Here is a 25,176-nt window from a genome sequence, read left to right on the forward strand (position 1 = left end):
CTGGTACTAGGTTCCTGTCCGCGCTCATCCGCAGCAGCGACGACCGCACCGCCCTCAACGAGATAATCTCCGGCCATCGCTCGTTTGCTGACCCCCGCTCTGATGGGCCCGACCCCCGCCCGGCCCGGGGGGTGGCGCTACGGCGCAACGGCATGGAGATCGAAGCTCGTGCTCCAGAGGGCACCCGCAGGGGCACGATGTCATGGAAGCGCCTGCATACGTGGATCACCGCCGGGTTGGATCCGCACCTACAACAGGCGTTCTTGGTAGCTTCTGCGGCGGAAACCGGCTATATCTCAGCCTCAGCGGCCTTTGCCGCCATCGGGGAATCCGACTTGCGCCGCCTCGCACGACACGAGATCGAGACGCTCCTTGAGGACCTGACCGACACCATCTTCAACCGAGCGCTGCGCGCCCACCAAACGGGTATGTCCACGCCAGCACCAACCACGCCCCGCGGCGCTCAAACAACCTCCGAACCCGCGGCCACACTGTTCGACCTGGACCAGCAAACTCCAACGCCGGAGGAACCTGACGCCGCGCGTGTGCAACGCCTGTATCAGCTCGCTGGAGCCTTACCTAAGCGCTGGTATGACCCCACGCCGATCAGCCAGGTACAGCCTGGCAGCTTCTACTCGCACCGAGGTCCTGGCGGGATGCCGTGCCGCATCACCGCGCCCCCCGTCGACCACGGCGAGGACATCGAGCTCATCGGTGAGTTAATCAACGGCGAGCCCATCACCCGGCGCTGGTCCAAAGTCGGCGATGCGGCAGGCACCGAGCGCACCGTAGACATCCTGGTGCTACCGCGTTCCCTAGCGCCGTTGTTTCCCTCCGTCCCAGACAGTCCTGCCACCACCTCTATCCGCAAGCCCCAAGCCACCTTTTCTGCCGAACCTGCCAACCCCGTGCCCGCTCCCCGTGACGCTTTGTCTTCCCCCGAGCTCGCCCCTGAGTCCGCTCCGGCAGACCTCCTCGACCTCGAGGCCGGCCCTGCTGCTTCTGGCCAGTTCACCAGGACAGTCGTTCCAGCTCTCCCCCTCATCCCGCAGATGTTCACTGGGGCGATCCGTGAGCGGGCAGAAGCCGCCATGTTCAGGTACCAGGAGGCATTGGATAGCCGCAATCCAGCACGGATCGACAGCACGTACGGTGATGTGTCCACCGCCGTCCGTGAAGCGGTGAGCACGCTGGAGGTCACACTAGAACTAAAGCCCCAACAGCAAGAGGACCAATACCACTGGCTTATGGAAGAGGCCCGCCAAGCGGGCCTGGACGTCGGCGCCGCAATCGTCCGGCACGTCGCCCTTGCCAACGGAGCAAGCCTCGAGGAAGCCGAACGCCTCGCCCAGCAACAGCTGCAAGCCCCCGTGCCCTTGAACTCGGCCCGAGCACAGGTCAGTTCCATGGCGGGCTTGACACCCCACCAGCGTGACGCCAAAGCGATGGAGTTGCGGGCCCGCCTGGACACCGGTACCGCTGTCGACGAAGTCGCACTGGCTGCCCTGACCGTAGTGCAACACCAGCCGCCCACCTCTGCCTATCTCGCCGGTGCGGGCCTGGCCGTACGCCTACACACCACCCAGGACATGAATGCGGCATGGCGCGCCGAGCCGGAGACATTGCGCGCCGCCGTGGACTACTGCGCCGCCCGCGCCGCCCTTCACCCCGCGTCCCAGACCGCGGAGATGCCTGCCTGGGATCTGCTGCGCGATCGTCTTTCGCTGATCTGCGACCAACGGCGCACCAGCATGGATATCGACAGGCTTCAGCGGATCGCCCGCAGTATCGGTATGCCGGAGTCTCCGACGGAGATTCTGGCCTTCTTCACCGCGGCCGAACACGCCGCCGCAGCCTCCGAGGTCCTGCCCCGGGCCCGCGACCTCGCGCTCGGCGACGATGAATTGCACTACGAGGCATTGCGCCTCCAAGCAGCCGTTGAGCATCTGAGCCGCTGGCAGGAGATCCCCACCGCCGACAAACGAGCCCACCTGTGTCGTGAGCTGCTGGTGAACTTCCCCGCCTGGGACATCGCCACCGCTCGCAGCGCCGCCACCGATGGGCGCAGCCCGCTGCCTGAGCGCGCCTACCTGGACGGGATCGCGCTGGCCAAGCACCTGTATGCCCAGCGGCTGGACGGCCCGGCCATCGTGGCGCAGATCGAGCAGCTGCCCGCCGAGACGCTGCGCGGCGCCGCCGACTACGCTCAGGCTCGTTGGGACGCCCAGCCCGTCCCCGACACCCCGCGGTGGCAAAGCGAGCATCACCGTTGGCGCCACCTCGGCGACCAGATCCGCATCCACGCCGGCCTCATGGCCGAACACGAGCCCGATCTTGAGGCGCTGTACGGTGAGGGCCCGATCCCCAACATCCACCCCTACGAGCCCGAGGTGGATGCCGAACTCCAGCGCACCTGGCACGACCTGCACGGGTGCGAGCCGGCCAACTGCTCCCTCGGCGACCTGGACGACGCTCGCGCCGAGCACCTGCGCCGTGCTGCGGACATCATTGGCCATCTCACCGAACTCGGTATCCACGCGGGCACTCACGCCGTGGCATGGGACGCCGACACCCGCACCCTCCGCGTATGCTGGCAGCCCCCGGGACAAGAGCCGCCGTGGAGTTTCCCCGTGGACGACAGCCCCGGAAACGTACAGGTCTACCGGGGAAATCAGTGGCTGCTCACCGCGTCATTGGCCATCTCGGCAGCGACACCTGCCCAAGAGGCCGCCCGCGCTTTCCATACCTTCCTGATCAACACCGCCGGACTGCCCCGCCGCAGCACCAACCCGGTGAGTGCGCCGGAAGCTACCGGTCCTGGCAGTGCCGATCTCGGCGAGCAGATCCGTGCCCGGCTGGCCTCCCACCCCACCGATGCGCTTCCTACTCGCTACCTCGCAGGACCCCACGGGCCCGAAGAAAGCGCCGAAGCCTTCGCCAACCGTCTGGCCCAGGCTCGCCGGCAGCTGACGACGATCGCCACCAGCGCGCACCTGATCCCCACCCCGCACGGGCACCTGCTGGTTGTCGGCGACGATGTGGACCTACGGATCGTGACCGCCTTCGCCGGCCTGGAGATCGCACCGGCCACGCTCCTGAGAGGCCGTCCCCTCCAGGAAGTGGCCGAGCTGGCCACCATGCTGGAGACCCAGCTGCGCGACCGGCAGGAGCGGCCGTTCACCTGGCAGGTGACCGACCAGCGCGCGCACGCCGACTGGGAATCGGCGCGCGGTCTCAGCCTGCGGACCGACGTCATCCACCTGACCGCCCGCTACGACCGCGATCATGGCCGCAGTGATTCTGTGGCCCTCACCCGCGACAACGAACGCATCTGGACCGAACACCACACCCGCCAAGGCCGCCCCCGCGGGCCGATCGACCGTCACAACATCCGCGTCGGCGACCGGTTGCGTATCATCCGCCATCGCAGCCGCGGCTGGAACTTCGACGAGAGTGAAGTCGTGGTCGACGCGGTGCGTCAGCTCGGCGCGCGCGGCACCGAGATCGACATCACAGATAACGGTCATTCCCTCACGCTTACTCTCACCTCGGCCGATGGCCTGATTCGGCTCGGCGACCTGTGGGCGTTGCCCACCGCTCCTGCGCCGCTCTCCTCACACTCACAAGCCGATTCCCCGCCAAAGGCCCCCGCCGCGGATCTGGCACAGGCGCAGCAGGAGCCCCCTGCGGGCGAACAGCAGCGCTCAGGTGAGGAGCTCCAGCAGGCCTGGCACCGCACTCATGACTGTGCTTTCGACGACTGCGTGCTCGGGCCGCTCGGCGATGACCGTCTAGCCGACCTGCAGCACGCCTTGAACATCAACACCGCCCTGGGCCGGCTCGGCATTCCCAACGGCCATCACGAGGTCACCTGGGATGCCACGATGCGAGCCTTCGCGGTCAGCTGGCGCCCCACCCGAGGCAACCGCGCCTGGAGTATCTACCCCCACACCCGCCCAGGTTTTTTCGTCATCTTTCACGGACAGGACTGGGTTGGTACTGGGCTGAAGCTGACCAGCCAGGTACCCGCCGACGAGGTCGCCGCACGCTTCCACGCATTGTTGATCAGCCGCGCCGGACTCCAGCGCCCCACCGCACCGGCCTCCACATCCACCGGTATCCATTACGACGCTGCCGCCGCCTCGCAGCCTCTGCCGGACTCCACCGGGGCGCTGCCCGTACCCCAAGTGCACGATGACGCACCTGGCGCCGAAACACCGCCACCGCCCTCTCCTCCAGGAGCAGAACCGGAAGCATCCCCCCTCCCCGGCACCGGCGTCACCGCAGCTGCACCGGGGAGCGATCCGGTCACGATCGAGCCGCCTGCCGATGTCGCCGAGATGCTCCGCCGCTGGGGCGAACTGGCGGCTGATGACTCCATTTCCATGCCCGGCCGATACCGGCTGTCCCTGCGTGGTCTCGCTGAGTCGACGAGCGAAAACCGCGCCACGTTCACCCTCACCCCTGGTCGGCGTCTGGCTGTGCAGCGGTCCGGTTCCAAAGGCAAGTACTCCTATCTCATCGTCGCCAGCGCCAATGGGTATCCACTACCAGAAGCCCTCCAATCCCAGCACCAGGGCCGCAAGGGCGCACTGTCCCTCGCCTCGGCTTACGAACAGAAACTGATCAGCGCCAACGAAGCCCCCTACACCTGGACCAGCGAGCTCCACGGTGATCAGACATGGCGCTCCGACCGCGACGAGCCCCTCGCAGAGGCGCTCACCCGCATCAAGGGCGAGCACGACCGCGACCATGGATATGCGACCAAGGACGCCGAGAAGGTCACCGCCTACGAGCAGGGCACCACCATCCGCCCGGATCGGGCGCGGCCCGGTCCCGGGCACGTCTACGGCGACCAGATCCAGCCCGGCGACCGGATCCGCGTCCGCGTCGGAGCCGACTGGGAGAACAAGCATGTGCTCGAGGAAGTCACCCAGATGGCCGAGTTGCGCCCGGGGGCCTTCCGACTCGTTCTTCGCGACGGCACCGCCACCACGGTGCTGCGCAATGACCTGCTGGCGCGTGACCCGGACGAGCCGATCGTGCGCGATCACGACGGGAGGCGATACGGGCAGAAAGTCACGAACTATCGGCTCGATGCCGGCGACAGCGTGGAGTTCATCGACTATGACCCACGGCTGCGGACAGTGGCAGGTCTGGAACGCGGCCAGGATCTGCTGGTGCGGGCACGCATCGCCGGACAGCGTTTCGACTGCGTCCAGGGCAGCCCGCTGCAGGACATGACCTTCCACCGCGCGGACGGCACGGAACTGGACGTCGATGACCTCTACCGGGCCCGGTATACCCGGTGGGTGCCGACACCGGTGGTGACGCTGCTCGATGCCCCGCAACCGCAACGGCCGACGCTGCCCGCCGCCACAGCCACCCTCGACCTGCCGCTGCTGGAGGGCTGGCCCCAGGAAGAAGCGTTCTCCTACCGGCTCCGGCCGGGCGATGACATCGCGATGATCACCACTGCGTTCGCGCAGGACAACCCCGAGGCGTTCGAGAACACCCCAGCGGTCCACCTGCCAAAAATCCGCATCACCGGCCGTGTCGCCCCTGGCAGCCGGACGCAGGAAGGCGCCTTCAGCGAGCTGGAGTTACTGGACGCCCGCTGGCAGGCCCTCGACAGTCTCGGCGCCCCGATGGGGGCGCTGCTGCCGCTGGGCAGTCAGCACACCGACGAGCTGGGACGGCCACTGACCGCTCTGCGGGTTCACCCCACCGACAGGGTGACCTACCGGCGGCCACCGGAGCTGCCCGACCACCAACTCCACACCACCGGCGTACATCTGGAGCGCGTCGACGATGGTGCGGAATATCGTCTGCGGCAGGGAGATGAGCCGCTGGGCGCCATCCGGCGTTTTCCCTTCGGATGGCGCTTCAAGCAGGAAGACGTCGAAGCTGCCGACCTGGAATTCCACAGCTGGCGCGACGCACTAGATCGTCTTTTGCACGCGGCCACCGGACGCCTGCTGGACGGCTCGGTGCCCGGGGTTCGCTTCCACCGGATGGAGCAGGCCGCAGAGCATCTGCGCTCCGGCGGTGACCGCCCCTTCCCTGCGGCCACAGCCGGAGCCCAGCAGCTGGCGCAACTGCAAGATGTGCAACTGGCCGCCGAAGGCTCCTTCCTGGTGCTCAGCAACCCTGATGACGGCAGCTGGCGCATCGCCCACACCGGCAGCGGCCTGCTGCTGGGCAACTACGACTTCGGCACCGCCGAGCAGGCTGCTGCCTTCGCCAACACGATCAAACAGCTACCCGATGCCGACGATCGCCCCTTCACCTGGGACGCCGCCGATGCAGGCGCCCAGCTCACGACACTCGCCCCAGCGATTACGGCGGCGTACGTCAAGCTGATGATCGACTCTGCCCTTGTCGGGCTGACACCAGAAGGCCACCAAGAGCTCCTCCCGACGCTTCGCGCAGCCTACGCCGACCAGGAACCACCGGACTTCCTTCCCTACGGTTTCGGCGCCGCTCTACCGGGCGAGGTGGCCAACGACGCCGAACGCACCGCGCCTCCTGCGGGCACCGTCGCTGATCGCACACCCGGCCCCGATGGCCCGCTTACGGCCACCGATCCTGTTTCCTCGCCGCCGTCATCGGCTGAGGTGCCGATCCCAACCGCGTCCGTCGAGGCATTACCCGCCTTCTTGCCCCGTCGCAGCGCCGACGCTGATCCACCAGGCCAGCCAACGGCTCCCGGCACGATCGCCGAGCAGGCCGAAGCAGCTGAACCTGTACTGCCGCTAGCAAATGCGATCGGTTTCAGCCGTGACGATCTAAAGATCGACGACTTCATCGAAGTCGATGGCGTATGGCACCGCGTCCGGCGGCTCAACACCCTGTCGATCACCGCTGACAATCAAGCAGGCGCCTCCCCCCGCCACAACTACGATCACATCGGTCGGGTCCGCCGCCCCTACCCGGATGACACCTCACACACCGGCCCCCGCTGGATGCACCAGGCTTTTGCCCTACCGATCGACGCAGTCCGGCACGCCCTCCGCCACTCTGACGATCAGCATCTGACCTACCGCGTCTATCGGCGCGACAACGTGTTCGTTGCCGACACCGAACCCACCGACCGACCGCATTACTCGATTGACAAGGGCGTATGGGCCCGCGTCGTCAACAGCACGGCCGAACCGGCGCCTGGGGCACCCGACTGGAAGGCCCTGACCGAGCTGGCCAACAGCGCCGCAGCGGCTTCCCGCCCACCGGCCGCAATTGATCCCGGCGCGGAACAGGCCGCAGCCACACCGACGAGTGCTGCCGCAGCCGAAGGAACCCCTGCCGAGCCTGCCGCCCCCAACGGAGCCGACGCCCCTGTCACGCCTGAGCAAGTACGCTCGGCGAAGGAACTTCAGCAGGCCTGGCACCGCGCTCATCAGCACATCTACGACTGCACACCGGATGCCTGCCGGGCCGGTTCTTTAGCTGAGGACCGTCTAGCGGATCTGCAACACGCGCTGAAGATCAACGATGCGCTCGGACAGCACGGTGTCTCCAACGGCCACCACGAGGTGATCTGGGATAACCAGGTGCAGGGGTTCGGTGTCAGCTGGCGCCCTGACCGGCGCAGACGCCGTTGGACGGTGTACGTCAAGGCCGACGGCGGCGGCATCTTCCCGATCATGTACGGCGATCAGTGGGCCAGTGCCGGGATCCGTCTGACCAGCGCCACCCCCGTCGACGATGTCGCCGCCTGCTTCCGCAGGTTGTTGATCCAGCACGCCGGCCTGAATTCCACCCCCTCATCCTCTACGGCCTCTCTCCCTTCGGCACCGCCAACCTCCCCTGCATCGGCGCCGGGGACGGCAGAATCGGCCAGCAGCCCAGTCCTGCCACCGGCGGCCCCGCTTGCGGCCGACTCCGATGACGTTCCCGCGCAGCCCGGCCCCCTGGCACAGCGACTCGTCATCGGCGACACCAACGTCCCACCGACGGTATCGGGCACCGACTTCAAACGTGATCCACCGGCGCTGCGTCAAGCCCTCAAAGACAACGGGTTCGAGTGGAAGAAAGAACGTCGTGCATGGATCTATAAAGGCCCACTGGATGATGCCGGTCGTCATCTGGCCGAACTGCGCGCGGCCATCACCGAGTTGGACCGCCAGCATGCCCGCAACGTCGAGGCGGCCAAGGCCAAGGCCGAGGCGGCCAAGGCCAAACCGTCCTATCCACCAACCGCCCAGCAGCAGGCCATCATCGACGCCTGTGTGCAAGGGCTGAATGCCGTCGTCCCGGCCCTGGCCGGTACCGGTAAGACCTCCACACTGCGGTTGGTCGCTCACGCGATGGCCGAGGCCGACCCGACCAAGAAGATCGTCTACTTTGCGTTCAACCGCTCCATCGCCGATGAAGCGCAAGGTGTCTTCCCCGACAACGTCACCGCCAACACCGCACACTCCTTCGCCCGGGCCGGGCTAATCGACGGCATTTACAAAAAGAAGATCAAGAACGTGGGCAAGGGGGTACGCCTGCCCGCCGAGCAGGCCGCTTTGCTGGGGATCCCCATGATCTCTATCGCCGACGGTCAGGAGGTCACCGGGGAGGAGGCCGCCCGGTTGGCAATGGCAACGGTACGACGCTACCGCGAAAGCGGAGACGAGCAACTTAGCGCCAAGCACCTGCCGCATGACCTACTCCAGGCATCGCAGCTGGCGGCCGCGGTGCTGGGATATGCGCACGCGGCCTGGGGCGACATCACCGACCCGGCCGGGAAGCTGCTGTTCGATCACGACGACTACTTCAAGATTTGGGCCCTGGGTCAACCGCTCCTCCCCTACGGCATGATCTTCTTCGACGAGGCGCAGGACATCAACGGCGTCCTGATGAAGGTCATCAGGGCCCAGCCGGTGCAGACCATCGTGGTGGGCGACTCCAACCAGAGCATCTACGGCTTCCGCGGGGCCATCAACGCCCTGGAAGGCTGGCCCGCCGATGTGACGCTGCCGCTGACGCAAAGCTGGCGGTTCGGCCCCGCCGTCGCCGCGGTCGGAAACCGGTTCCTGACCTTGCTTGAGTCGCCGTTCCTGCTGGAGGGCAACCCCGCACTGGACACCCGCATCGGCGAGGTGCCCGAACCGGATGCGGTGCTGTGCCGGACCAACGCCGGCGCGATCGCGATCGTTGTGGAGAACCTGGAAGCAGGCAAGCGCGTGGCCATGGTTGGCGGCGGCGAAGCGCTCAAGGACATCGCCCGCGCGGCCCGGGACTTGAAGAGAGGCCGCCGTACCAAGCACCCGGAGCTGGCAGGCTTTCCCACCTGGGATGCCGTGCGCAAGCACGTGCGTAACGATGATGACAACCAGTCCTTGAAAGTGTTCGTGAACCTGGTGGAGCGCTACGGCGCCGAGTCGCTGATCCGGACGCTCGATCAGCTGGTCGACGAGAACGTCGCCGATGAGCAGTTGGCACCGCAGTTGGTGGTTTCCACCGCGCACAAGGCCAAGGGGCGCGAATGGGACCACGTCAAGATCGCCAATGACTTCCGGATGCCCAACTTCAACCAGGCCGACGGTCCGATCGTCATGCTCTCGGCGGAAGATCTCCGGCTGGCCTATGTGACGGTCACCCGGGCACGGCACAGCGTGGACCTGGGGTCGCTGGGGTGGATCCTCGACGATGAGCTCGTAGCCAAGGTCAGGGCCACGCTGCCCGCGGGCCGCAGCCTCGACCGGCCGATGCCGGTCATTCCGCAGGCGGCACAGCAGCAGGCTCCCACGGCCGATCAATCAGCACAGCTGCACGACACTTCCCCGGCCACTGCTGATTCCTCGCAGCGTCGCCCTCGTGTTGCTCTCTCTGAAGCGCCGGTGGTAGCCGACAGCGCCGAACATTCACGCCCCGGCCTCGACAATCATGCCGCTGCTCCTGTGGCATCCTTGGCGTCCTCACCCGCGCCACGCACTGACCACGCCGACGGCACGGCCTCGCAACCCGCTGACACCACAGTCGTGCTGGCTCCCACGGGCCCTTTGACCTTGGAGCAGCTGCGGGCCTACTGGCGCGAACACCAGGCCGCTATCCTGGCCGATGTCTCCGCCGATAACCGCGACAGCGTCACCGCTGAACTGGGACGCCTCATTGAGGACCCGACCTTAGCGGTGTCGGCTTCTGGCAACCTGTACTGGTTTCGGGACGGACGCTCCTGCCAGATAGGCGCGGTCGGCTCAACGCTCTTTCTGCTGCCAGTGGGCATGACCGTCCGTGTCAAAGAAGCCGCGCACCTGGCAGTGCAGCTGGAAAAGCATCTGAAAGGAGCCGACGGGCAGCCTCTGCCCTGGCGAGCGGTCAATCTTCCGTCGATCGTCTCCACCTGGCGCTCGACGGACGGCTTGGACCTGCGCGATGCGGTCATCGCGATCCGCGCGGACTTCGACCGCGCCCGAGGTCGAAGTGCAACGGCGGCGACCCGAGCCCATGACCGCATCATCGCGGCGCAGCAGGCGCGCGCCGAACATGCCCAGCGCCAGGCCGCCTTGCGCGAGCACGCTGCGGCGACCGGTCGCTTCCTGGCCACCGCCACCGAGTTGATCACCGGTGACGAGATCGAGTTCACGGTCGTGCTGGACAGCGCAGACGTCAAACGGCTCGGCGGAGACAACCGGCCAGGCCGCGCCAATCAGGTGACGATCACCGGCACGTTGCGGCGCCAACCCAATTCCAAGACCAAGCTGGTGGAGTTCGTCACCGGGACTGGCCGCTGGCGGCACGCCGACGGACGCGAAGGTCCTCTCCTTGAAAATCTACACAGCTACATCGACCGCCGCGGTGAACCCTGGACCTACCCAGACTCCGAGATCCTGGTGCGCCGGGTTGCGCACCTGCAGCAGATCACCATCAGCGCGCAAGCCGTCCAGGTGTGCGTGCAGCAGGCTGAAGCGCTCAAGGTCGCTCCCGCCGGGGTGGCTGCCGTTCGCACGTATCTAACGGAACAGCAACAGGAACCGCTGCGGTGGGGCAGCCAGCAAGCGCGCAATACGGCCGCCGAGCACATGCGCCGCAGCGACGCCGACCTGGACGCGGTCACCGCCGCGATTCGGGCCTGCTTCGACGTGGCCGAAACCCACGACCGACTGGGCGACCCCGCCCAAGACGGCAGCATGGTCGGCTACCTGGCCTTGCAGCTGCTCGCAGTGCACGCTGAACGCAGTCGGCGCGGCCTACCGCCGGCACCACCACGCGATCACCTTGATGGGTGGGAAACGGTCATCGAATGGGCCGGAACCCAGCGCTGGCCCGATGATCTGCAGAATCTAACGTCGAAGGAGTATGCCGGAGCACGTGCCTACACTCACGGTCGCATCCACGCTCTCGGTGACTTCCTGACCCGTACCACTGCGATGGACGCCGAGCTGCGGCAGTGGCACGAGCTGGGCGGGGTGTTCACCGCGGTCGACCGCACCCACGAACAAGAACAGCTTCGTCGTCAGCATCAGCAGCAGGCCGACGAGCGCGCCCGGGCGTTGGCCGATCGCATCGCCGCGCTGCCGGATCCGACCGGTGCTCAGCAGGCGGCCAGGCGACGCATGACCGAACTGTTGGTCTCCATCAAGGCCGAAGACGCTCTGGAGGTACCCGACTCCTGGGCGGTCGTCTCCGACTACCTCAGCGATGCCGACCAGCGCGGCGTTGAGGGCGCGGGCGCGCTGCATGCCGAGGTCGTCGCCTTGCTAGAGAGGGAAGGGTATGAGGCGCCCAGCCCACAGCTGCGCCGCCAACGTGCTTCTTGGGCCGCTATGTCCGACGCTGAGCTTCTGCAGGCCTACGTCGACACCCCGGTCAGCCAGCGCGACATCCGCAAAGGCATCGAACAGGTGCTGCACGAGCACGGCTGGGACGCCAATGCCGCACGCCCGTACCGTGGCACCGCGCACCTGCTGCTGGAGGCCCAGCATCCGTCCGAGGCGCTTGTGGGTCAGCGGGTGGCCTACAACGATCACGACGGTCAGCTGGTGGGGCTGCTGGCCCCTGGCAGCGACGGTGACTTCGAAATCACCAACTCCGCCGGCCACAGCATCCTCTACCTCGACAGCGAGGAGTTCATCGGCGTTGTCGCTCCCGATGATCCGCGGCTGGCGGATCTGAAGCTGGATGAGCTGCTCACCACCGAGTTGGAGGCTCGTCTAAAGGAGTTGGAGCGGAACCTGCAGCGGTTGTGGCAGGGCCAGCGCCGCCTCGACGACCCAGAGTTCGGGCGCCTTTATATACAGCATCGACGGATGGTGGTGATCTGGCAGGAGCGGCCTGACTGCACTCCCGCCGACGCGGTAGTCCTTGCTGGCGGACCGTATGCACAGTGGGCACTGTCAGACCTGGGGCCGGAAGTTTCGCGCGACGCCGTACCGACGGACTCCGGGCCCGAAGATGTGCATGAGTTCTCGTCTGTCTCCGCCGAGGTGGCATCTGTCGACTTCGCCCTCGTCGAACGCATGACGGCCCTACTTGGTCTTCCTCCGCTGCCTGTTTCTGATATCACACCTTTGAGCGAAAACGACCGCATCGCCGTTGACGCGGGGATCGCCAGTTCCATCTATCGTATGCGCACTCTTTCCGACGCTGATCTTCATGAAGAGATTAACGTGTTACATGCGTTGATCGACCACCTCACCGCGAATCCCGAGTTTTCCATAGTCGGTTACGACATAGGTGTTCTCCGCGCGCTATACGAACTGCTCGCCTGGAATGATCTCCTCAATGAGCTGAAAGCATCTGCCCCTGAGCGGCGCTCTCTGCCAGGACAGGCCTATCGGCAGGGAGTGGCTTTGGCTCTCGCACTGCAGCCCATGAGCGCAGATCAATTCGTGTCGGAGATCGCCGGGATAAACCCTCAGACGCTTATTGGTGCGGCACATTACGCTGAAGGACGATGGGATGTCCATGATACTTATCCGCGAACCGGTGATGGCGCGCACAGCTTGCAGCGCTGGCGCCAGGTTGCGGACCATATCTGGGTCTCTCTTAATCAGCAGGAAAAGGTTTGGGAGCCTGCCAACCTGACTATTGGGAGCCGTATTGCAACGATCACCACAGATCCCTCAGCGAGTGCTTTCATCGCTCCGGCCAGTGAGCTTTCTTCCCTCGGACACACCACCGATGAGTCACCTGGGGCTGTGCATCTACCAGCTGGTGACGCGCCATCCGGCCTTGTGGACGCCGGTCACGTTGCCGGCCAGGCCGTCTCGGGCCAATCAGCAGATCAGGACACGGCCCTCCTCATCCGTGATCCGGAAGTGGGGATCGCGGCTGTCGCCGCGAAACCGGCGGCGGCACACGATGATCAATCGGCTGTCCCCGGCCCGGACCTGGATGGCACTACTTCGCACCCGGTCGACACCCTCGGTGACACCTTCGACCCACTGACGGCGCCACTGGCCGAGCTGCCTGACCGTCCTGCGTTCGCCACACTGGCCCTGGCCCGTAAAGCGGGTGTCCGACTGCCGGAGTACTCCAAGCTTGCGCCAGGAGGCCGGTACGCCACCGGCAAATCGAGTAAGCACAGCCAAAAGGTGCGGGTCTACCGCATGCCGGACGGCCAGATCGCTGACCCCGAGGTCTACCCCACTCAGGAACAGGCGCAATGGGCCGCCGACCGCCTGCTGTGGCAAGAACAGCAAGCCGACGCCCGGCGACTGGCCGCAGACTCCAGCCCGGGACCGTACGCCGATGTGTCCACCGATGACGGGTCCGCTCTAGCACGTGAACGGATGAAGCAGGCCCGGCTCCAGGTGCAGGAGGCGTGGACCGCCTGGGAGGCGTCCTCGGCGCGCGCGACGCTGAGCGGCTCGCGCGCTGGCCGTGCTGCCAGCAAGGCGCTGGATGAGGCCTGGGCCAGTCGCATCCCCAAGTACGGCAGTCCCAACGTAAGCCTCCGGATCGGGGCGCACCTGGCGGTGTATCGGGCCGCGATGGCCGCGTCGCAGCAGCTGGGGGAAGGAAGCGGGTCGGTTTTCCTCGGTGAGGAGACCGGCGCCGGTGGTGAGCTGCGGCGTTTGGCGCAGCTCACCGGTTGGGACGCCCATCGGGCGCTGGCCACCGTCGATGCCCTTCGTGAGCTCCGCGACCGTGCTAAACAGGCCGAGAATCAGGCTGAGCAGGTCGAGAAGCAAGCAGCACTGGAGGCGGTCGGCCGCTCCCTGAGCGGAGCTGGTGGCGATACCGTCGACGGCACTGCGGCGTTGCCGGCGCGCACGCAACCCGTGGAAGGAGAGGAAGGCTACCACTACGCGATCATCGAAGGCGACGTCGTCGTCTACGGCCCCGATCACGCTCTCATCAGCCAAGCACCCGCGTCGGAGCGGTGGTCGCGCTATCTGTCGGTCGGCAAGGTCGATGAGCGGCGGGTGGCCGGCCTCGATAGCGCCTCATTCGCGCGCCATGCCGCCCGCCAGCATCGGACCTTGGCCATGCCCGCAGATCAGCGAGAGAAGGTCTGGATCGAGATCGTGGCGGACCTCAGCGCCAAGTCTGGCCTTGTCATCCTGCTGCATGGGTGCCAAAAGGACGATGCCTATGACCAGGCGGCGAAGAACGCCGGAAAATTCCTGTGGTCGCCTGTGAATGATGCGCGGGTAAGCGGACGGCAGTGGAAAGCTCAAACGCGCGATGAAAATTTCGCTGCGTTGCTGGCCACATTCGCCGATCAAAACTGGTTCGTTCTTATCGAGGACCGCACCAGCACCAAAGCCTCCGCGGCCGCGTCAGACGGAGCAGGTCAACCGGCTGCTCTCAGTGTAAGCGAATTAGCTGATGAGCAACTCGTCGAGGCATTCGACAAAGTACAAGGAAAAATCTCCTCGTGGAGCAACCGTAGTTTCGGCGACGGAAGAGTTCCGTATGGAGTTTCCGCCGCCTACGCGGAACGAGACGAGCTGCGGGCAGAGCTGTCGCGCCGTATGCTGGCGGATTTGGAGACCCGGCCGGCCCCTGAAAAGGTAGAAGACACCGCTGCACTGAAAGCCGAGCTTCAGGCCCTGAAAGACATACAGCCCCGATATGCGATGACTGACGCCAAGAGCGCCGTCGGAGACCGCATTCAGGCAATCGACAGGGAGGTCAAACATCGCGCGGCAGTGGAGGTCGCCGCACGGCCGTCCCCCGGTGGGCTCGAAACCGTGCACTTGGTCCTCGAGGAGTCCCGACTCCAAGGCATCAAGTCGGACTACGAAGTTGGCAGCGATGACCGCCGAGTCATCCAAGCACGGATCATAGCTCTTGCTGCGGAGTGGTCGCAGCGTGAAATAGCCCGCCTGAGAGCGCTGCCGGACCCAGCCAGCTTGGATGACTCTGCGCTTGATCGGGAACGCAGAAAACTTCTCACGGAAAATCCCTCCATTAAGGAAGTGACCGAGGAGTACAAAGCCGCTTATGCGACCCGCATCAACGCACTGACCGAACAAGCAGAGCTTCGCGACACTGCTAAACACCAGCAGGCCATGTCCCGGGTCACGCTGGAGGGCGTAAAAAATGACATTATCCATATAGACGGCCAGTATTATGGCGCACTGAAATCCGTCTTCCAGCACCCAGAGCTTTACATGGCCGAGGGATCTACAAGGCAAGGAAAAAATCCCGAAAGATATTATGGCCGGTCGCGGGCTGCGGCATTGGCCTCCATGGTGGCCGCATTCGATGAGGACCCGGAAATGGAGGGCGCCCGCACGTGGGGCCCGTACATGTATGTAGCGATCCCTCCGGCGTTCGTTATCGCTTACAAGGAGGTGCATCGGTCCCACCAGGACAAAGATGCCGCCCCCGAGCTGCGTTACCTTGCCGAGTTGTTCCGTCAGCGAGAAACCTTTAACCATCGGACAGAGAAAATCAAGGTTCCGGCCGGTTTGCTGGTTGAACTGGAACGCCAAACCCACGCCCTGGTGGCCGACCGGCAAGCGATCCAGCTCAACCGCAGCCGGGATCGCTACGACCGGGATCGAGCCAAGCGGCAGGTGACGGCCGCGGCTGAGGTGCTACGGGAGATCGAAAAACAGCGCACCGAAGTCCGAGCCAAGGGATGGAACGATGATCGTAAGGTCCTGTCCCGGCAGGAAATCGATCGGCAGCTCGCCGAACTGGCCACGACCAGGGATGCGCTGGAGGAGGAGAAGGCGGATGGACAAGTACGGGCAGATGGCCAAGGAGTACTGGCAGACGGAACGGCCCCGCGAGCTGGCGGCGATGCAGGACCCGGAGACGTTTTTCACGAACCTGGGGATGCGCGTGCAGATACGGATCGGCGAGTTGATGCAGGAGATCAGCGCGACGATGTCGACGACGGACATCTACCCGGAACGGATCGGCCAGCACAATCAGGCCCGGACGATGGCGGAGGAACGGGTGCTGGCCGAGATGGTGTTCATCGGGCCGGAGGAGCCCTTGCTGAGCGATCCGAGCTGACAGCCGAATGGTGGCGCGCCCAAGAAGCGCAGGCACCGACCGGACCGGTGGCCAAGGCGGCGGCGAACGTGGCGGCTGTCAAGATCCTCAAAGAGCTCCAGGAGATGCCGCGCGCGCTCACGCGTAAGGAACTCGGGCGTCTGATGCATTGGTCCGGATGGGGGTCGGTGCCGTTGCTGTTCGCCGAGCGACCGCACAAAGACAGCCCGGTCTACGGGCCCGGTGGGGAACGTGAAGGCGGATTCGAAGCGGCGCTGACCCGATGGCAGGAGTTCGCAACCGCCCGCGGTGAGCTGGAGCGGCTGCTGTCGCCGACCGAATGGCGGGCGGCGTCGGCCTCCACCGTCTCGGCGCACTACACCCCGCCCGAGGTCTCCCATGCGATGTGGCACGGATTGTCGTTGTTCGGTTTCGATGGCGGCGAGGTGCTGGAGCCGGGGTCCGGGGGCGGGATGTTCTTCGGAACCGCTCCCCTCAACGTGCGTCTGACGGGAGTGGAGGTCGACCGGACCACTGCGGAGATCTGCCGGCTGTGCTATCTCCAGGCCACCGTCTTGAACGAGTCGTTCGCCGAGACCGACATCCCTGAGGGCACGTTCGATGCGGTCATTGGCAACTTCCCGTTCGCGCGCGTCCCGGTGGCCGACGCCGATCCACGCCTGGACGGGTTGTCGCTGCACGACTACTTCGCCGTCAAGGCGCTGAAGCTGACCCGGCCCGGCGGGATGATGGTGACCATCACCTCCCGCTACACCTTGGACGCCCGGCAATCACGCGCCCGCGAAGAGCTGGCCCACTACGGCGACCTGGTCGGCGCCGTACGACTGCCCGCCGGAACGTTCGCCCGCTCGGCCGGCACCGACGTGGTGGCCGATGTGCTCATCTTGCGCCGCCGCATGCCCAGCGAGACAACGGGCGATACGACGTGGCTGCGCTCAAGCCCGATGACGATCGGCTCCCACACCCCGGACGTCAACGACTACTTCCAGGCCCACCCCGAGTATGTCCTCGGCACGCTCGCCATGATCACCAGCCAGTACGGGCCGAAGCTGACCGTCACTGGTGCCCCCACGACGGCCGGATCAGACCTGCAGGCCGCCTTCTCCGCGATTGCCCAGCAAGCCACCGCCGACGGCCTGACCTACGAGCAGCACCCGCAGTGGCCCAACCGGCCAGTCCTGACGGTGCAAGAAGCTCGGATCAAGCACGCCAACGACTTCTCCGGCCGTCTGCAGATCGACGACAACGAACGCATCTGGCAGCACAACACCGGGCTAGCGCCGATCGAAGCGGTCTGCGCCGACGGTGACACCGACCGCCTGCGCCACCTGATCGGCATGCGTGATCTGGCCGTGGAACTGCGTGCGCTGGATGCCGCGCCCTCCGGGGACCGCGCCGAGGCCGACCATCTGCGAGCCCGTCTCAAGGCTGCCCACACCGCCTACGCCCAACGGTGGGGGCCGTTGTCCAAACCAGGGCAAACCACTGCGCGCGCCCCGGCCGCCCGGCAGGCTGGCGAGACCACCTCAAGCGCGGAGCGGCGGCCCACCGCATGGGGCTGGTTCCTGATGGATCCCCAGGCCGCGACCGTGCTCGGCCTGGAACGGTGGGACAAAGAGCGCGGTGAGCCGGTGCTGGCCACGATCCTGGAGCGACGGGCCGAGACCATCGCCGAACCGCCCCAGCGCACCGCGGATCCGGCGACGGCGCTGGCCATCGTGGTGGGCCGCAGTGGCCGCGTCGACCTGGCCGAGATCGCCCGGCTCCTGGACGTCGACGAAGGTCAGGCACGAGCGGCGCTCGGCACCGAGGTCTTCGACGATCCCGTTAGCGGCCAGCTGGTGCCCGCCTGGAAGTACCTCACCGGCGCGGTCCGTGACAAGCTCCAGCAGGCCCGTACGGCGGCGCGCCTGGATCCGGCGTTCAACGTCAACGCCGCCGCGCTGGAAGCGGCGCTGCCGCCGCCACGAAAGATCGGTCAGTTCAAGGCGAAGCTGGGCGCCGCGTGGGTGCCCGAGGAGCTGGTGCAACAGTACCTGCGTGAGATCCTCGACGATCCGACCCTGGTGGTGGCGCACAGCAGGGTGGGCTGGTCAGTGCACGCCACCTCGGTCTCCGACGCCCGCAACCGGCGCTACGGCACACCGCGGCGGCGGGCGACCGAAGTCGCCATGAAAGCCCTCAACGGCGGCACCACCCAGGTCAAGACCACCGAAGTGGTGCAACTGAAGGGCGGCCGCACCCGCACCCTCGAGGTCGTCGACGAGGACGCCTCCCGGGCCTTCCGGCAGAAGGTCGAAGCGATGCGCTCGGGCTTTGAGACCTGGGTACTGGCCGACGACGCCCGGCTGCACGCGGCGACCACCGCCTACAACGAGCGGATGAACGCTCATGTCCTGACCACCTGGGAGGGCCGCACACCACCGATCGGCGGGATGACCCGCGACCGCACGCTGCACCCGCACCAAAACGCGGCCGCCGCCCGAAAGCTGCACTCCAAAGCGGTGATCGTCGGGCATGAGGTCGGGCTGGGCAAGACCACCACGGCGCTGGTCGGCGTCATGGGGCTCAAGCAGGCCGGACGGATCTCCAAGCCATTCGTCGTGGTGCCGAAGAAGGCGGTGGGCGTGTGGGAGCGCGAGGCCCGCTTCCTATACCCCAACGCCGACATCACCGTCATCCGCACCGAGGACCTGGCCGGCGCCAAACGACGTCCGACGCTGGAATACCTGCGCAACCACGTCTACGACCTGGTGATCTGGCAGGAGGAGGCGTTCCAGTCGGTCAAGGCCAGCCCCGAGGCCCAGGAAGTCTACGAAGAACACGAGATCCGCCTGCTGGAGCAGCAGATCCGCACTGAAAAAACCCGCCTGGGCAAAGACCTGAAGGTCAAAGTCCTAGAAGAGCGGCTGGAGCGGCGCCGACAAGAGATCCGCAAGGCCAAGGCGCCCATCCGCACCCCCAAGGAGGTGTACTTCGACGAACTGCGTTTCGACTACGCGGTGGTCGACGAGGTCCACCGCTACAAGGGCATCGCGATCAAGTCGGGCCTGCTGCACAACGCACCCGAGGATTCGCTGCGCGGCATCGACCTGCATCAGAAGCTGACCGTGCTGCACGCCGTCCGCGGCGAGGAGCCGACGGCCGCGCTGCTGACGGGCACGCCGATGACCAACACCATCGCCGAGATGCACAACATGCTGCGCTTGGCCGACCCGGACGTGCTGGAAGCCTTCAACGTGCTGCGCTTCGACGACTGGGGCATGACGTTCGGTGAAGCCGTCGAACGCATCGAACAAGCCCCCGACGGATCCGGGATCCGCTTGGTCGAACGCTTCTCCCGCTTCGTAGACCTGCAGGCACTGCTGACGATGTGGCTGAGCGTCGCGGACGTGCAGACGGCCGATAACGCGGGAATCAAGCGGCCCGCCATCCGCGGCGGGGCACCCGAGCTGCATCTGGTGGAGGCAACGCCCGCTCAACGCGCCATCGGTGCCCAGCTCATCGCCCGGGGCGCGGCGATCCACTCCGGCCAGGCCACCGCAAACTGGCTGCAGGAGCTGCAGGCATGGGAGGACGCCGACCGCCCCGGGGGACGAGCGGGCATGCCCAAGCCCGACATCATGTTGTCGATCATGACCGATGGCCGGAAGATGGCGCTGGACCCGCGGCTGCTGGACGCCGCGTCTGCCCCCGGCTCGAAGATCCCCTACACGGCGCGGTTGATCGCCGAGCGCTACCACGCCACCGCCGATATCGCCTACACCTACGCCAAGGGTGATCCGCGCCCGCACCCGCGGCCCGGCGGGCTGATCCTGGTCTTTTGTGACTTGGGCACCCCCAGCGGCACGCCTGATCTGTTCAACGTGTACGAGGCGGTCAAAGAGGAGATCATCGCCCTGGGCGTCGCACAGGAGCACATCGCCTTCATCCATGACGCCCACGGCCCCGAAGACCTCGCCGATCTGATCGCCCGGGCCTGGGACGGGCGCATCCGGGTGCTGCTCGGCTCCTCCGCCATGATGGGGGAATCCATCAACCCGCAAAACCGTGTCACCGACGTGATCCACATGGATCCCCCGCCCAAACCGTCGATCATCGAACAACGCAACGGTCGCGGACACCGCCAAGGCAACCAGAACGCCGAGGTCCGCATCCATCTGCTCGGGACGAAAAACAGCCTGGACGCCTTCATGTACGGGCTGCTGACCTCCAAAGTCAGTGGATCGCGTACGGTCATGACCCGCGACATCCACGCCCTGCAGCTGCTGGAGGTCGACGAGGTCGAGGCCGACTTCGGCACCATGCAGGCCGAGTTGTCCGGCAATCCCCACCTGCGTGATCTTTTCCAGATGCGGGCCCAGCTCAGCGCGCTGGAGTCCGACCAGCGGATCGCGGCCGCGCAACGCGCTGGAGACGTCGACCTGCTGGCGGCCAAGCAGGCCGAGGCCACCCAGGTCCGCAGCGACATCCCGCGCCGCGCGGCCGCCCTGCCCCGTATCCAGCCCACTACCGGGCCCGACTTCGCCCTGATGCTCAACGGTGCCCTCTACGACCAGGTCGGCCCGGCCGGGGCGGCGCTGCGGCGCCTGGTCATCGACGCGATGACCGCGCACACCCGCAGCGGCCCTGGCCCCGTACAGACCGTCGGGGCGTTCGCCGGCCTGGAGTTGGCCGTGCAGACCGACAGCAGCGGCGAGGTCTTCTGCGCCCGCATCTTCTTCCCGGACCTGCCCAGCAGCGCCATGGAGCTGACCACCGACGACCTCAAGGCCGACGCCAGCGGCGGCAAACTCGTTCGCGGGTTGCGCCGCGCCCTGGAATCAGCACCCGACCTGCAGCAGGCCGATATCGACCGGCTGCCCGGGCTGGAGCGTGAGATCGCCGACCTGACCGACGCTGTCAGCCGCCAGGTCGACTACACCGCCCGCATCGAGCACGCCCGATCCCGCGTGCACCTGCTCGAAGCGATCGTCGATGCTACTGCCGAGCTCGACAAGCTGCCGCCTCCCGTCGACGATGACTCCGCTGTGGAACCGGCCGCGGCCGCCGAGCGGCAAAAGCGAGCCGCCAAAATCGACAGCGCGATCGCCGCGCTGGCCGAGTTCGATACCGCCCAAGAGGCTCCGGCCGATATGGGCACCGACCTGGTCACCGCCCGCGAAACAGAGCCGTCCGCGCAGGCCGACAACGGGGCAGCTGCCGATGACAGTGCTGCCAGGGGTGAAGGAACTTCAGCACGCGCGGACGGCCGCGTGGTGCCTGGCAGGCGGTGGGGGCACGCCTGGGAGGACAACGGCCGCCGCTCCAGAGTGAACTTCCCCACCCCTGAGGAGGCGCAGGCGGCGCTCGACCGGTTCCGGGAGTACGAGGCTAACCCGCCTGAGCGCGGCACGGCGCGCTTGGACAACAGCGCCAATGGCGACGGGCCGCTGCGTGCACGTGACGTGATCGACCTGCCCTCATGGGACATCTACGGGGGAAGCGTTGAAGCCATCCGTGATGGCGGTCTCACCAACCCGCGTGCCAAGCAGCCCACGTCGATGACGGAGATCGAGGTTCGGCGCGCAGACGGCAAGCTCGTCCACGCTCGCGTGCCCACCGGCGCCACCGCCCTTCGCTACCTTCCCGAAGACGCCCAAGCCCACCGCGCTGCCCTGCTGGAGCCCATTCGCGAGCGGGAACGGGCGGAGATGGAGGCCGACCGTGCTGTGATCCATGCCGAACAGCAAGCACGGCAGGAGCTGAGGGCCTGGGATGGAACCAGCGAGATCACCGAGGGGAACCTCCGACACGGGGCCGAACGCCTCGGTCTGCCCCCGGCGATGGCCGATGAAGCGGTGGCAGGCAACAAGCAGGTGCCAGGGCGGGTCTCCATCAACGCCGCCACGTTCAACCAGCACCTTGAAAGCGAAGGCCCTGAGTTCTTCCACCAGGGCGCCATGGCCGCGCACGCGCTGGCGGACACGGCCCCGCTGCACCAGGAGGGTGCCATCGGGCCGAGCCTGGCCACGCTGCTCGCGGCACTAGGACGTGCTTCCACCGACCGGAACCTCGACACCGAATACATGGCCGGACGCGGCCTCGCGCGACGGCTCATGGACGGCGACGAGCAGGCGCTCACCGGTACTTCCGTGCGGACCCGCGAAGGAGCCGCCGACTACCTCACGCACCACGGCAGGGCCTTGACGAACGTGCAAGGCCCTGAGGGCGAGACGGCCCGAAACCGGATGGAGCAGGCTCGGCAACGGCTGGTGGCTCACGTCGATGAGCCCGCAGCGGAGACCGAGAACGATCGCACTCCCGTGCTGGGCGTGTTCTCCCCGGAGGTAGCGCAACCCATCGCGGCCGCCCCGTCCCCACCCGAGCACGCGCCTGCCTCGGCACCGGTGGAGGCGCATACCGAGGCGACACCCGCGCCGCCTGTACTGCCACCGGCAGATCCGCCGCCGGACACCGACCTGCTCCTTTCCCCCGCGCCGGCCGCACCTGTCGCGCAGGAAGCAAGTAGCCGCGCCCTCGAACCCGCCACCTCCGGTACGCCCGACCAAGCGGCCCGCGTCGACCGCGGCGCGGACCAGGTGCGCGAGGCCTTACTCGCCGCCGGATTCGACCACCGGGAATTCAGCATCCGGACCCTGCGGCGCAGTCGCGAACCATTGCACCACTTCGCTACCTTCCACCCCTTCCCGCCCGGCCACAGCACCGAGGCCCTCCAGAAGCGCGCGCACACGGTCGCTCCTCAGCTCGCCGAGCGTGGCTTCCACGTCGCGGTGCATGTGTGGGGTGACGGATCGGTGTTCCGGGTCACCGTCGACACCACGACCGGTGGCCAGGGCACCATCACCCGGAACACCTGGAACCGGACGCCGGAATCGGCGGACAACGCGTTCGCGTCCTTGGGCATCGGCGCGACCGGCCCCGAGCAGGCGATGCCGGCCGAGGCAGCGGCCCATGAGCTTCCCGAATATGAGCACATCCACCTGCTCGATGCCCGCCCTGGAGATGTGCTGCGCGCCCTGAACCGGTACGGCATCTGGGGCGCCCCGATCGTCTACGCCAGCACCGCCCGCCGCAAGGGCGACATTCAGCTCGTGGGCACGCACCCCGATACCGGCGCTCCGCGCAAGGTGACCTTGCGGGTGGCTGGCGACGTCAGCCACATCCAGCGCAAGGTCGATGCCGGCCGCCTGCAGGAGTTGTTCGACCAGGCGGCCGCGATGGGTGCCGTTCCGGCCAGCGGCCCTACCGTTCAGCTGGGCGACCTCATCGCCTATCGCAGGCTCGTGCAGGAGAACTTCCGAGACTTCCTGCACGGCAGCCCGCCACCGGAAAGCGGCGCCATCACTGTGCGCGGGACCGTCGCGGACGTGCTTCAAGAGTCCGATTGCTGGGGCATCCACCTGCAGCCGGGCGGCACCACCTGGGAAGCGGAGGACGGCTCGCAAGGCACCACACGGGTTTTCGACGCTATGGTCGTCACTGCCGAAGACATCGTCTATCGCATCCCCGCGCCCGCGGCTTCGGCTCCGGCGGACCTGGCCGCGGCGGTATGGAGCACCGACAGCCACCTCGACGTCGACGCTGCCGCCCTCTCCTTCGCCGACGTCGACGCTCTCGATACGCATGATCAGCTCACAACCTCCGCCCCGCCTGCTGACTCCTCTGGTGACCTGTCCGCCCTGGCCCTCCCGCCGAGCACAGAGAACCCACCGGACACCGTGCACCATCACGAGGTGCACCTGCTGGCCAGCTTGTTCCTCGACCCCACCCAGATCGCCGAGGTCCGCCAGGTCTTGGACGACCCCGAGGACTTTACCAACCCCGAACTCGGCCAGCTGTACGCGGCGGTGCTGCGATTGCACGAGCGGGGCGAGTTCATCGACGCCGATCGCGTTGCCATCGAGGCGGGCGCCGCACGCAGCCCGATGGCGCACGACGTCGACCAACTCAAGGCCGTCATGCACGCGCTCACCAGCGGGCAGCAGCCCGCAACCGCGCTCCCCCATGCACTGCACCTGGCCGAGGTCGCCGCCGTCAGACTGACCGCCGATTACGCCGCTACGCTTCCGGCGCCGACGCGCGTCTACCAGTGGGAAGGACCGGTTGAAGTCGCACTTACCCATGCCGCCGACCGTGCCCGCGACAACACCCGGCCGTACTACGTCTACGGCTATCAAGGTGAAACCAATGCGCGCATCAGCGATGCGCCACCGGCCGATACCGGTTACTGGATGGTGACGGCGAACGGCATCTGGGTAAGCCTGAGCGGTTCATCGATCGCCACACTCTCTGTCGCCGACAGTGATTTCGATACCAGCCGCAACCGTCCCGCCGTGGTTGTCCACACGGTACACACCGACCTGGACCAGAAGATCGCGACCGGTCAACCGTTCCTTCTCACAGCTTGCCTCTCGCCCCTGGCCGCCATGTTGCTGGCGACCAAGGCCGCCCAGTCCCAGCAGCGTTCATACATGGTGTACGCACGCCAGGAGATGTTCGTCGTGGCAGATGCCGTACCTCCGGATGTGCAGGCGTACTTCAGCGTGAACACCGACGGAGCATGGCTGCAACATCGCGGTGACGAGCAAAGGCCGGTCGAGCCGCCGAAGACCGCGGCCTCGTTCGCCGCTCTCACCGCCCAGGCCTTGATACCCGATACGGCGGCCCCGACGCGCCCTGCCTCCACCACGACACCCAGCACTGCCTACCAGCCACCAGCAGCTGATCCATCAGCCGCACCCGGCATCGGGATGAGCATGTGACCAG

General features: G+C 66.6%; 1 protein-coding gene (cut by a window edge). It reads left to right on the top strand.

What is annotated here, in order from left to right; all coding sequences use genetic code 11:
- Positions 1–25,172, top strand: partial view of a UvrD-helicase domain-containing protein gene (locus ACQP0P_RS01130; protein WP_433358604.1) — the 3' portion only. The gene continues 12,427 nt to the left of window position 1, outside the view; the window shows 25,172 of its 37,599 coding nt (coding positions 12,428–37,599); its start codon lies off the left edge, out of view; the stop codon is at positions 25,170–25,172.
- Positions 25,173–25,176: the final 4 nt, after the last annotated feature.

It is taken from the genome of Streptosporangium sp. CA-115845 (assembly GCF_050943795.1).
In the GTDB taxonomy this organism is placed as follows: domain Bacteria; phylum Actinomycetota; class Actinomycetes; order Streptosporangiales; family Streptosporangiaceae; genus Streptosporangium.